This window comes from Pontibacter indicus (assembly GCF_900156345.1).
Lineage (GTDB): Bacteria > Bacteroidota > Bacteroidia > Cytophagales > Hymenobacteraceae > Pontibacter > Pontibacter indicus.
The window spans coordinates 698921-711451 of record NZ_FTPP01000002.1 but is presented as its reverse complement, the minus strand read 5'-3'; the positions used below and the strand labels follow the sequence as shown (position 1 = coordinate 711451).

The 12531-nt window shown below is 52.7% G+C and carries 12 protein-coding genes; 7 read left to right on the top strand and 5 right to left on the bottom strand.

Going from position 1 to position 12531, the window contains the following annotated elements:
- Positions 1-12: 12 nt before the first annotated feature.
- On the bottom strand, positions 13-783 hold the full coding sequence (locus tag B0B12_RS11850; RefSeq protein ID WP_244554691.1) for a segregation and condensation protein A: 771 nt from the start codon (positions 781-783) through the stop codon (positions 13-15).
- Between the two features lie 388 nt (positions 784-1171).
- On the opposite strand from B0B12_RS11850, the gene dxs reads away from it, so the two are divergent.
- From dxs to B0B12_RS11835, 3 genes are all read left to right on the top strand, one after another.
- The gene (gene dxs / locus B0B12_RS11845) at positions 1172-3088 is read left to right on the top strand and encodes a 1-deoxy-D-xylulose-5-phosphate synthase (protein ID WP_076669131.1); all 1917 of its coding nucleotides are present in this window, start codon (positions 1172-1174) and stop codon (positions 3086-3088) included.
- Between the two features lie 391 nt (positions 3089-3479).
- The gene (locus B0B12_RS11840) at positions 3480-4259 is read left to right on the top strand and encodes an alpha/beta fold hydrolase (RefSeq protein WP_076669129.1); all 780 of its coding nucleotides are present in this window, start codon (positions 3480-3482) and stop codon (positions 4257-4259) included.
- Between the two features lie 447 nt (positions 4260-4706).
- Positions 4707-5882, top strand: a complete 1176-nt coding sequence (locus B0B12_RS11835) for an MFS transporter (RefSeq protein ID WP_083704196.1) — start codon at positions 4707-4709, stop codon at positions 5880-5882.
- Positions 5883-5994: 112 nt separating this feature from the next.
- Here the strand turns inward: B0B12_RS11835 and B0B12_RS11830 are convergent, their stop codons facing one another.
- Positions 5995-6426: a lipocalin family protein gene (locus tag B0B12_RS11830; protein WP_076669127.1), complete on the bottom strand. Its 432-nt coding sequence runs from the start codon at positions 6424-6426 to the stop codon at positions 5995-5997.
- A gap of 209 nt (positions 6427-6635) precedes the next feature.
- Between B0B12_RS11830 and B0B12_RS11825 the strand changes: the two genes are divergently transcribed.
- Positions 6636-6941: a LysM peptidoglycan-binding domain-containing protein gene (locus B0B12_RS11825; RefSeq protein WP_076669125.1), complete on the top strand. Its 306-nt coding sequence runs from the start codon at positions 6636-6638 to the stop codon at positions 6939-6941.
- 78 nt (positions 6942-7019) lie between these two features.
- Here B0B12_RS11825 and B0B12_RS11820 read toward each other — a convergent pair whose 3' ends face one another.
- Positions 7020-8294: an energy transducer TonB gene (locus tag B0B12_RS11820; RefSeq protein WP_076669123.1), complete on the bottom strand. Its 1275-nt coding sequence runs from the start codon at positions 8292-8294 to the stop codon at positions 7020-7022.
- 92 nt (positions 8295-8386) lie between these two features.
- Positions 8387-8806 (bottom strand): nucleoside-diphosphate kinase, encoded by a 420-nt coding sequence (locus tag B0B12_RS11815; RefSeq protein ID WP_076669121.1) that lies wholly within the window; start codon positions 8804-8806, stop codon positions 8387-8389.
- 260 nt (positions 8807-9066) lie between these two features.
- Here B0B12_RS11815 and B0B12_RS11810 point away from each other — a divergent pair, with 260 nt between their 5' ends.
- The 3 genes from B0B12_RS11810 to B0B12_RS11800 are packed head-to-tail and all read left to right on the top strand — an operon-like array spanning position 9067 to position 11647.
- On the top strand, positions 9067-10083 hold the full coding sequence (locus B0B12_RS11810; protein ID WP_076669119.1) for a DHH family phosphoesterase: 1017 nt from the start codon (positions 9067-9069) through the stop codon (positions 10081-10083).
- Positions 10084-10113: 30 nt separating this feature from the next.
- Complete coding sequence (locus B0B12_RS11805; RefSeq protein ID WP_076669118.1) at positions 10114-11076, top strand: FKBP-type peptidyl-prolyl cis-trans isomerase; 963 nt, start codon at positions 10114-10116, stop codon at positions 11074-11076.
- Between the two features lie 28 nt (positions 11077-11104).
- Positions 11105-11647 carry an FKBP-type peptidyl-prolyl cis-trans isomerase gene (locus tag B0B12_RS11800; RefSeq protein WP_076669117.1) on the top strand — a complete coding sequence of 181 codons (543 nt, stop codon included), beginning with the start codon at positions 11105-11107 and terminating at the stop codon, positions 11645-11647.
- A 53-nt stretch (positions 11648-11700) separates the two neighbouring features.
- On the opposite strand, the gene recO is transcribed toward B0B12_RS11800, so the two are convergent.
- Positions 11701-12411, bottom strand: a complete 711-nt coding sequence (gene recO, locus B0B12_RS11795; protein ID WP_076669116.1) for a DNA repair protein RecO — start codon at positions 12409-12411, stop codon at positions 11701-11703.
- Positions 12412-12531 lie beyond the last annotated feature (120 nt).

Genomic DNA, 12531 nt, shown 5'->3' with positions numbered 1-12531 from the left:
TTTTAAGGATTGCTATTCCAGTATGAGCTGCGTTACCTGCGCAGCCTGCCCCTCGGCCCTGGTAATGATAAAGTCGTTGAAGCCCTCGCCTACCTCTATACCGATCAAATTGAGCTGCAGCATGTCGAGTATGGCCAGAAAGTTGAAGATCATGCCGATCTTGTCGGGGAAGGCCGAAATGATTTCCGAAAAGGCGATCTGGTTCTTCTCCTCTATCACCCGGGTGATGTACTCGCGCTGTTCTTCTATGGTGTATGGGTAGGTGAGCACGGTGTGCTTCGGCCGGTTCTGCTCCTCCTCGAAGCGGTGCATCACCTTGTCGAACACGCGCATCAGCTTGTAAAGACTTAGGTCCTGCAGTTCGTATTCGAAGTGGTTGGCGTTGGCGATCTGCTGCAGTTCCTCGTTGACGTTACCCCGGTTCTCCTGCGCCAGGCGGGTGTCTTCCATCTGCCCCAGGTCGCCGAGCACGGCCTTGTACCTCTTGTATTCCAACAGGTGCTGCACGAGCTCCTGGCGCGGGTCAATCTCGTTGCCCTCTTCGTCTTTTTCGGTGCGGGGCAGCAGCATTTTGGCCTTGATGCGCATGAGCGTGGCCGCCGTGAGGATGAAGTCGCTGGCCACCTCGATGTTGAGCTGCTCGAGTTGCCGCAGGTAACCCATGAATTCGTTGGTGATCTGGAAAATCGGAATATCGTGAATGTCGAGCTCGTCACGCTCAATAAAGAAGAGCAGCAGGTCGAACGGCCCCTCAAACAACGGTAATTTAATTTCGAAACTCACTTCTCTGGCCTTTGGTTAATGCGCTGATCGCAGCAGATGGACAAAAATACTAATTTATTCGGACGAACGAGCAGCCCAGCAGCCCTCTTATAGAAGCCGCACCTGCACGATTTCTGAACAAAAATAGGTTTATAACTGTATAAGTGTAGCATTATCAAGTGAGGTGCTTGCCGTTTAGTTCCTAAAAACACAAGACTTACTGACATTCAATAGCTTACCACGCGTACACCACACACCACCGTCGGCTTCCCGGACAGGATAGGGAGGAGAAATAGCAGCTTGTATTCTGATTTTTGCTAACTTTACGTTTTGTCCGGCAGACTGTGATTTGCACAATGCAAACTTTTGCCTGAAAAATTTGTTGGAAGTCTATATTAAAGACATTTCTATGATCATCAAACCAGGAGATCTCCTTGCCTCCATCAACTCGCCTGCCGACCTGCGCAAACTTAAGCCAGAGCAGCTGTTGCAGGTAAGCCAGGAGTTAAGGCAATACATTATCGATGTGGTATCGATCCACGGCGGTCATTTTGGGGCCAGCCTTGGGGTGGTGGAACTGACTACGGCGCTTCACTACGTGTTTCAGACCCCGTACGATCAGCTGGTATGGGACGTAGGGCACCAGGCCTACGGACACAAGATCCTGACCGGCCGCCGCGATAATTTCCACACCAACCGCAAGTATGGCGGCATCTCCGGTTTCCCGAAGCGTAAAGAAAGCGAATACGATACATTTGGCGTAGGCCACTCGAGCACCTCCATTTCGGCGGCGCTGGGCATGGCGGTTGCCTCACAATACAAGCAGGAAGAGGACCGTCACCACATCGCTGTGATCGGCGATGGCGCCATGACGGGCGGTATGGCCTTTGAGGCCCTGAACCACGGCGGCGCAACCAACGCCAACCTGCTGGTGGTACTTAACGACAACTGCATGAGCATTGACCCGAATGTGGGCGCTCTGAAAGAATATTTAACCGACATAACCACCTCCCGCACTTACAACAAGCTGCGCGACGAGCTATGGAATGTGCTCGGCAAAATCAGCAAATTCGGCCCGAACGCGCAGCACATTGCCTCTAAAATCGAGAGCGGCATCAAAGCCACGCTTTCCAAGCAGAGCAACCTGTTTGAAGGCCTCAACTTCCGCTACTTCGGCCCAATCGACGGCCACGACATCAACCACCTGGTGTCGGTTATGGAAGATCTGAAGCGTATACCTGGCCCGAAGATCCTGCACGTGCTCACCACCAAAGGCAAAGGCTTTGCCCTGGCCGAGAAAGACCAGACCAAATGGCACGCACCGGGTCTGTTCGACAAGATAACGGGCGAAATTTACAAGACACACCACGACACGCCACAGCCTCCGAAGTACCAGGATGTGTTTGGCCACACCATCGTGGAGCTCGCCGAGAAGAACGAGAAAATCATGGGCGTGACGCCTGCCATGCCTTCGGGATGCTCGCTCAACATCATGATGAAAGCCATGCCCGACCGTGCCTTTGACGTAGGTATAGCCGAGCAGCACGCGGTGACTTTCTCCGCCGGCCTGGCCACGCAGGGTATGGTACCGTTCTGTAACATTTACAGTACGTTCATGCAGCGCGGTTACGACCAGGTGGTGCACGATGTTTGCCTCCAGAACCTGCACGTAGTGTTCTGCCTCGATCGTGCCGGTTTTGCCGGAGCCGACGGCCCGACACACCACGGCGCTTACGACATTGCCTACATGCGCTGCATCCCAAACATGGTGGTAGCCGCCCCGATGAACGAGCAGGAGCTCCGCAACATGATGTATACTGCCTCGCAGGACGGCGCTGGCCCGTTTACGATCCGCTACCCACGTGGCGAAGGTGTGATGCCAGAGTGGAGAACTCCGCTGGAGCTGCAGCAGATCGGCAAAGGCCGCACCATCCAGGAAGGCGAAGGAGTAGCAATCTTAACATTTGGTCACATCGGCAACTATGCCGTGGACGTTTGCCAGAAGCTGAGCTACGACGGCATCAACCCGGGCCATTACGACATGCGTTATTGCAAGCCGTTGGATGAGGAGTTGCTGCACCACGTTTTCCAAAAGTATAACAAGGTAATTACTGTAGAAGACGGCTGCCTGCAGGGTGGCTTCGGAAGCGCAGTGCTGGAGTTCATGGTAGACAAAGGCTATACCTCGCAGGTAAAGCGACTCGGCATGCCGGATCAGGTGTTCGAGCACGGCTCACAGCTGGAGCTGCACCGCGACGCTGGGTTTGATCCAACTGCCATTGAGAAGACTGTTCGCGAAATGGTTGGTGTGGCAGTGAAGGTATAGCCTTCTGACAAAGGAGTTTTTGACACAAGACATAAAAAGCCCCGCAGTTCTTTGAGAGCTGCGGGGCTTTTTATGTCTTGTGGAGATGCATGTTACAGGTATAATTTGCGACTCAACATCAGCAACTTGAGGAGTAATCACTCTAAATGTCTTCTCGACAGGATATATTTCATGCGTTTAGGGGCATTCCAGATTTCTCCCTAATAGAGGCTTCCTCCCTCCATCTCCAAATGACAGCATAAGGCTTAAGTGAACGGCTTGGCCAATGCGATGAAACAGGAAATTATACTTTGCGGTATACCTTCCAATCTATACTTTTATACTGCTTCAAGGCTGCTTATACACGATTCGGACAGGTCGCGACCTTTCCTTACGATAAACCTCACAAACTATGACAAACGCTACCACCTACTTCGACCACGGCTCCGGCGACACCCTTGTTTTCCTGCATGGCTTCTGCGAGAGCAAGGATGTTTGGACTGAATTCGCAAAGCCGCTGCAGCAGAAATTCCGGACTGTAGCGCTGGATTTGCCCGGCTTCGGCGACAACACCCAAGGTATAGCCGACTACAGCATGGAAAGCATGGCCGACTATGTGAAAACGAAACTGGAAGAGCTGGGCGTGAAGAAGTACCTGCTTGTGGGCCACTCCATGGGCGGCTACGTAGGCATGGCTTTCGCCGAGAAGTATGGCAGTATGCTCAACGGCCTCTGCCTTTTCCACTCCTCCGCCCTCCCCGACACGGACGAGAAAAAAGACAACCGCAACAAGACCATCGAGTTTGTGGAGAAACATGGCGTGGAAAAATTCATGCAGTCCTTCATTGAGCCCCTCTTCTACAGCGAGAACCGCGACAGACTAACGAAAGAGATTGCGTTGATGAAAGAGATCGGCACGAATACACCGAAAGAGAGCGTAACCGGCGGCCTTGCCGCCATGCGCGACCGAAAGGACAGAACAGATGTGCTGGCAGCCGCCAAATTTCCAGTACTGTTCATCTTCGGAAAAGAGGACGGGGCCGTACCGCTCGACAAAGCCTTGGAGCAATGCCATCTGCCCGACAACAGCATGGTGTACTTCCTTGGAAAAACCGGCCATATGGGTATGTTTGAACGCACCTACGAAACCCGCAAAACACTGGAAAAATTTGTCGAGACGATTTATGGGTAAGGTGATTTTTTATTGAGTGAATGAGTGATTTAGCGGGTGAGAGAGTTACTGATTAGGCGAATAACCTGCTACTCCAAGGAGGGGATTCTCTCCCACGACTCATTCAGGCACACGGTACCAGATTTTGCACGGTATAAGGGTACGCGACTCAGAGAGGTTTACCAATGCATAATTCGGACAGGTCGCGACCTGTCCCTACAAGTAGTCATCATTTAGAAATGGCTCTTCTATAAGGCTCTTCGGGATTTCTTAACCCCATGTACCCGCTCTATAGATATAGGAAGCGAGATGTCCCCAGCAGAAGCAGCTCCGGAGAAGGTTCTCCGGAAAAGCCTATGAAAAGCCGCTATACCTGAATAGCATTCCGCTATCACGTCAATACTTTTTACCTTTCTAACTTCCTACATTCTTTCTTTAACGCTCGAACGCCTCAACTCCAAACCTCCCTTGCTTCATCAAACCATAGCCCCGCCCGCCCGAATACTGCCTGCGCTGGTGTTTTCGCAGTTTGCGGGCACTTCGCTTTGGTTTGCCGGCAATGCGGTGCTGCCTGATTTGCAGGCCTCGCTTCAGATGCAGGAGGGTGCGCTGGCTATGCTCACTTCGGCCGTGCAGTTGGGTTTTATAGCCGGCACTTTGGTCTTCGCGCTTCTATCACTGGCGGACCGGGTATCGCCGCGGCTGCTGTTTATGCTATGTGCTTTGCTTGGTGCCACGGCCAATGCACTGGTGCTGTTTACTGCCAATGACTTTCATGCTGTGCTGCTGCTTAGGGGGCTCACCGGCTTTTTATTGGCAGGAGTTTATCCCGTGGGGATGAAAATAGCGGCCAGTTGGTATAGCACGGGACTGGGCAAGGCCATTGGTTACCTGGTGGGAGCGCTGGTAATGGGTACGGCTTTTCCGCACCTGATCCGGGCACTGGGAACGTCACTTCCCTGGCAGCAGGTACTAGTGGCTGTCAGTGTGCTGGCGGCATTTGGCGGCGTGCTCCTATACCTGCTTGTGCCCGACGGGCCATACCTCAAAAGGGGAGCCACTTTCAGGGTCCAGAACATGCTGCAGGCTTTCCGGGACCGCAGTTTTAGGTCGGCTGCTTTCGGTTACTTCGGGCACATGTGGGAGCTCTATACCTTGTGGGCCTTCACGCCGCTCATCCTAACGCTCACACTGCCGCAACTTAGCCCTGTCGAAGTATCGGCTTACAGCTTTGCCGTGATTGCGGCCGGTGCGGTGGGCTGCATTGCTGGCGGCTATTTGTCGCAGGTATGGGGGAGCGCCCGGGTGGCGTTTGTGCAGTTGCTGCTCTCGGGCCTTTGCTGCTTGTTATCGCTGGTGGTTCTGCAATTGAATGTGCCGCAGTTGATCATACCTTTCCTGCTTTTCTGGGGTGTGGTGGTGGCAGGTGATTCGCCGCAGTTCTCGGCCCTAACCGCCCAAACCGCGCCTCCTCAATTGGTCGGCACAGCGCTTACCCTGGTGGTGGCCATTGGCTTTGCGATTACGGTCGTCAGCATCCAGCTCACAGGCTTTTTGCTCACGCAGTGGCCACTGCACGATGCCCTGGCCCTACTGGCTGTTGGCCCTGCGCTGGGTTTGCTGGCGCTACGCCGCTTAGTGTAGCCACCTCAGCTATACCTGCCTCACGAGATTAATACCTGCGCCTGCTACAACAAAAAAGCCGACCCGCATCCGGACCGGCTTTCCCGTTCAAAATATACTATCTTTCTATACCTTATTCAGCTTTCATCTGCATTTTAGAGCCATCGCCGGCTACCAGGTGCATTTCCTTGTCTGTCAGCTTTTCTACCGTGAAGTTCTGCGATTCGCTGGCCCCTTCAAATGTAAGCGAGAGGCGTCTGCCAGCCTGATCGTACGTCCAGGTGCCGGTCTGCAGCGAGCCGCCGCCACCCATGGCAAAGCGGCCATCGGAGTAGAACTGCATGGTTTCGTCTTTTTCCTCTGCGGTCAGTTTGTCTTTGTCGCCGGAGGCCGTGGTTTCTTTGCTGGCCTTCCAAGTTTTGCTGCTACCGCCCGAAAGCATGTTGGCGTTGCCGGCATTGTCTTTGTCGCCGCCGCAACTCGTCATAAAAGCCATCAGCACGAAGGCCATTACGAATGTAAAGTAGGCTTTCGCCTGTTTCAGATTCATGTTCATTTTATTCATAGTTTATTTGTTAGACGTTCCTGCACCTGCTTACCTGTAGCGGTGTGCATAGAGTACGGTCAAAGCTTTTTTAAAGTTGATGAAAGCCACCCAACCCGTCAGGTATAAAACGCTCCACAACTATGCGCATCTTTTGGCGTATTTAGTTAAGCAGCTGTGTTTTCGCAGCCAACCAAAAAAAGAATACTGACATTTTAAGAAACTGAAATATGGGATTGCGTGATTTTTTCAAGAAAGGGGATAAGGAACCCGTAAAGGCTCCGAACCCAACCAACCGCCAACCAGGCGACAGCACATTTTTTAACCAGCAGTCGCCGCAGCAACCAGCCGCGCAGCCAGCAGCGGGCCAGGACACGTACACTGTAAAAAGTGGTGATTCACTCTCTAAGATTGCCAAGCACTACTACGGCGACGCCAATGCCTGGAAGAAGATCTACGAAGCCAACAAAGCGACTATCGGCAACAATCCTGACCTGATCAAACCAGGCCAGCAGTTTGTTATTCCGAAGCAGTAACTTTATAAAACAAAACACCGAGAGCCGGCTATCACTAGCCGGCTCTCGGTGTTTATAAGGTATACGGTAGAGAATTTCTTACAAACTTCCTCCGCCAAATTGCCAGTTACCGCCGTTGGGCACATTGCTTTCCCGCTCGGCCGTAAAGGTGCTCCGTTTCATGCGAATGGGCAGTGTCATCACTACATCCACTGGTTTTCCGTTCCGGGTGCCGGGCTGCCAGTCAGGCATTTTGTTTAGCATCCGCAACACGGCTTCGTCCAGGGCCGGGTGCAGGCTCTTGACAATGGAGGGGTTCTTCACTTTGCCCTGTGCGTCCACTGTGTAGACGGCCACCACCAAGCCCTGCAGATTGAGTTTGGCCAAGTGATCTGGCAATTGCAGGTAAGTGTTGAGGTGGCTCTGCAGTCCTTTTTTGAACACCGGCAGCACAAGGGGCACACCAACCTCCAGCGTATCGGCGACGCCATTATCAAATGCCTGTATGACATTATAGTAGTGCTTGGTGCTGGCTTTGATTTTTTTATCCAGCACCACTTTCTCCACCCGGCAGTTAAACAGATCCGCTACCACAGGGTAGTCTTTTTCATAGAAGGCCGGGTCTGGATACCACCATCCCGGACCATTTGCATGTTCTTTCTCTGGCTCCGGCTCTACCGCCAGTCTGTTGCCGAAGTAATAGCGCTCTGTCACTTTGCCATTGGCGTACACAACGCCACCTTTTGGGTATCCCTCGTCACCAAAGAACTGTTGCACGACGGGGTCGCCACCCTCTGGTCCGTAGGTCCACTCGCCTGATTGGTAGCCATCCTTATAAGCCCCCGTCTTTACCATGCGCGTACCATTCTCATCCAAGGTAATGGCGGTATAGGTGCCGTTGCCGTCCCGCACCATCTGCTCGCCCTCGTGGTTCCAGAAACTCAGCAACCGCTTGTTGGAGCCTTCATACTCCGCCACCATCAGCGGCCTTCCGTCGGGCCACCAGAATTCCCATGTTCCCGTCAGTTTCAGCCCGTCGTACTTCCCTTTGCAATCGAGCTGTCCGTTGGGATAATAAAAGGTCCAGGTCGCCCATTTCTTCCCATCCTGGTAATGGCCTTTGGCCTTCACAGTGCCGTCGGCATAGTAATCGGTTACCGCAAAGTTGAAGGCCGGCTGCTTTAAGTTGCTTATATTCCGGAGCGAATCCGGGAAGTAGGCCAGGCGCCTGTACACGGCTGCCTCGGGCTTGGTCACCTGCCACTTAGCGTTGTAGGGGATGACAAGGGGTTTGTAATTGGCATGCTCGCTCTGTTGCGCGAAAGCGGCACTGGCAAGGGAAAAGGTTATTAAAACGAGTAAAAAGTGCTTCATAGAAAGTGGTAAACGTGTCCTGAAATGAAAAAAGCCCTCCAAACCATGACAGTCCGGTGGGCCTTCCTCAATCAATAAGTAATCTTTGCGGCTTAGAAGCGCTCGTCGGCAGCGAAGAAGAAGTCGCCTTCGATCTGTGCGTTTTCGTCAGAGTCAGAACCGTGTACGGCGTTTGCCTCGATAGACTTGGCGTATACCTTACGGATTGTTCCTTCTTCAGCCTGCGCCGGGTTAGTGGCACCGATCAGCTTGCGGAAGTCCTCTACTGCGTTGTTTTTCTCCAGGATCATGGCTACGATCGGGCCAGACGACATGTACTTTACCAGGTCACCGTAGAAAGGGCGCTCCTTGTGTACTTCGTAGAACTTACCGGCACGCTCCTCAGACAGTCTTGTCTTCTTCATCGCCACGATGCGGAAGCCGCCTTCCTCGATCATTTTAGTAATGCCGCCAATGTGGTTCTCAGCCACTGCATCCGGCTTAATCATGGTAAATGTGATGTTTCCAGCCATGTCTATTCTGTTAATGTGTGTATGTTTCGTTTTGAAGGGGCAAAATTAGCGCATTTAGCTCAATTATAGCAGCACTTTGTACATACTTTCTGCAAATATTTATGCCGGGCTACTTGCGGCTATACCTGCAGGCCATACCTGCGCTCTCTTTTCAGACCGCCCTGAAGCGTCTTAAAACGCTATTTTATTGCATTAGAAGTTATTTCTTCAGAAATTCGCGCCTTATATCCCTATTAATCAGCGGATTTATAACAAGCTTTATGCATGACATTAATGCTCTCAAAGAGCTCCTGAGAGAACCTAAAGAGGTGATGATCACCACACATCACAAACCAGACGCCGATGCGTTGGGTTCGTCACTGGGTTTGGCCGGCTACCTCAAAAAGCTCGGCCACCGGGTTACGGTGATCACTCCTTCCGACTACCCGAGCTTTCTCGCCTGGATGGAGGGCAACGATGATGTGCTCGTGTACTCAGAGAAAAACGATGCCCTGGTGCAGCGTATCATCTCAGAGTCGCAGATGATCTTTTGCCTGGACTTCTCCAACCTGTCGCGCATCAACGAGATGGGTGAGTATATCCGCAACGCCAAAGGCACCAAGGTGCTGATCGACCACCACCTGCAGCCCGAAGATTTTGCCGACCTGGATTTCTCCAACCCGCAGGCCGCTGCTACCGCCGAGCTGGTATATGACCTGATCAAGGCGTTGGGCGACAGCGACAAGATCGACACAGGTATAGGCGAGTGCCTCTATGCCGGCATCATGACCGACACGGGCTCTTTCCGCCACCCGAGCACCTCCAAAAACGTGCACCTGATCATTGCCGACCTGCTGCACATTGGGGTGAACACCTCCAACATTCACCGCCTCATCTACGACAGCTCCACAGAGTTGCGTCTGCGCTTTCTGGGTTATGCCCTCAAAGACAAACTGGTGGTGCTCCCCGAGTACAAAACCGCCTACATTGCCATCACGGCCGACGAGCTGAAAGCCTATGACTCCAAGACCGGCGATACGGAAGGCCTCGTGAACTTTGCACTCTCTATTGAGGGCATTGTTTTTGCAGCCGTGATCATCGACCGCGTCCAGGCCGTGAAGATGTCTTTCCGCTCGGTGGGTGATTTCTCAGTAAACGAGTTTGCCCGCGCCAACTTCAACGGTGGCGGACACAAAAACGCGGCCGGCGGCATGTCGCTTGACACGCTCGACAGTACCGTGGCCAAATTCGAAAGCCTGCTGCCCCAGTACAAAGAACAGCTGCACGCTTCCTGTTAAGTAACAAACACTTTATCCAACCTATAACCGATGCTATTTAAATCAAAGTACTTACTGCCGGTGCTAGCCGGTGCCATGTTGCTGCAATCTTGTGGCGACAAAAACAAAAGCGACGAGTTTTATACCACAGCCGACGGGCTGGCTTATAAAGTATATGAGCAAAAAGACGGCGAGTATGTGAACCGCGGCGAGATCGCAGCTGACGATACAACTGGTGCCCGTCTGGGTCAGGTGATCACCATGCACATGTCCTACCGCACGGCCAACGACTCTGTGCTGTTCGACTCACGCCAGCAGGGCCAGCCGGTGATGCTGCCGGTGATGGAGCCTACCTTTAAAGGCAGCCTGGAGAACGCCCTGACCATGATGCGCGCCGGCGACAGCGGTGTGTTCAAGATCAGCGTTGACTCCCTTTTTGCCAACACATTCAACCAGCCAATGCCTCCTTTCGTGAAGCCGGGCACACACTTCACTTTCTTCCTGAAAGCCGAGAAGGTGCAGTCTGAGCAGGACGCGATAGCAGACCAGCAGAAGATGTACGAGGAGCAGATGCTGGCCCAGCAGGAGCGCGCCAAAGAGCAGATCAAGATCGACGACGCTAAAATTCAGGAGTACATCAAGGAGAAAGGCCTGAAAAACGTGCAGAAAACTGATGCTGGCGTATACTATGTGATAACTGAACCAGGCAAAGGCCCGAAAGCCAAAGCCGGCGACAATGTATCGGTACACTACAAGTTGTCTTTCCTGGACGGCAAGGAGCTGGAGTCTTCTTACGACAACCCAATGAGCGGCGGTCAGCCTTTCTCTTTCCCGCTTGGCCAGGGCCAGGTGATTCCGGGCTGGGACGATGGCATTGCGCAGCTGAACAAAGGCAGCAAGGCGATTCTGCTTATACCTTCTCCGCTGGCTTACGGCGAGCAGGCGCGTGGCGAGCAAATGCCAGCCAACTCAATCCTGCGCTTCGACGTGGAGCTTGTTGACATCAAAAATTAATTCCTGAGTACCCTTTAACCCGATTACCATGCACTTGATACATCCAAAGCAGAAACTGAGCACCTGGTTTGCAAAGGCTCTCTTCTTGTTCGTAGTGGTGGTTTCGTTTTCGTCCTGCAAGGAAGAGAACAAAAACCCCTACTATATAACGCCTGAGCAGATCGAGGCCCAGAAAAAGATAGACGAGGAAACGATCAGAAAGTACTTCAGAGCCAACAACGTGGACACCACCAAAGTCGTGCGTCTGAACAGCGGCCTTTACATCCTGACCAAAAAAGCTGGCGAAGGTGATGTAATTAAGCCTGGCCAGTATGCGGAGGTAAACTACATTGGCCGCAACGTGAGCAACGATGTGTTCGACAGCTCTTTCAGAAGCGGCAAAACGTTTTCGGTGCTGGTTGGTGCCGGTCAGGTGATCAAGGGTTGGGACGAAGGGCTGCAGCAGTTGCGCAAAGGCGAGGAAGCTAACCTCTACATCCCATCTTACTTAGGATACGGCATGTATGGGAGCGGTAATATTCCGCCAAACTCGGTGCTGATCTTCGAAATAGACGTGCTGAATGTACGCTAGAAGCTATATTACTTAATTGGAAAAGGCGGTGCACATGCATCGCCTTTTTTATTTTAACTCAGCACTTCCGACAGGATAGCCAATGATTTGATTTCGCCCAGCCGCTCTACGTGGAGCTGGTAATATCGAATCAGGATGGAGAGCATTTCGCGCCGCACCTTGCCGTTGGGTATAGCAGCTTGCTCTGGCGTGTGCAGCAGTTGGTCGAAAAGCTGCTCGTAGGCCTGCAGTGCCAGCACCGGCGGGGCATCCGTAAGCGACTGCGCATTGGGTGAGAAGGCCACCTGCTCTACAATCTCCACGCCGCTGCTCGGCCCGAATCCCAGGTGATGGCTCAGGTGCAGCAGAAAGATCAGGTGGAAATTCTCGAAGTGGTCCTGCAACTCGTCGAACTCGATGATGGCGTTGAACAGGAAATGAAACAGCGTTGGGTTTTCCTCCTCCTCTTTCAACGTGCGCGACACCATCTCCGACAGAAACAACAGAATGCTACTCTTGCGGATGTCGAAAGGTATGCTAGCGAAGGGGTAGGCACTCTTGTACTCAGAGATACGGGTGATTCCGCCCTTGTGCGAGGTATAGACCACCATCTCGAGCAGCGTGAAAGGCTGAAACAGGGCAATGCGGGAGCCCGGACCTTTTTTGCGCACGCTGTTCACGATGTACGACTGCACGCCTAGTTGCTCGGTGTATACCTTGGCGATGATCGACGACTCGCGAAACTTGATGTAGTTGAGTACGATGCCTCTTGTCTTGACTAACATTTACTCCAGTACGGCTATTTGAGTGATACAGGTTCGGCGCGCTTCGCGTCAATAACTGAGACAAGGTATGCCTACACGATAATGCCGGGGCACTCCTGCAAACAGGTATAATTGCTATGC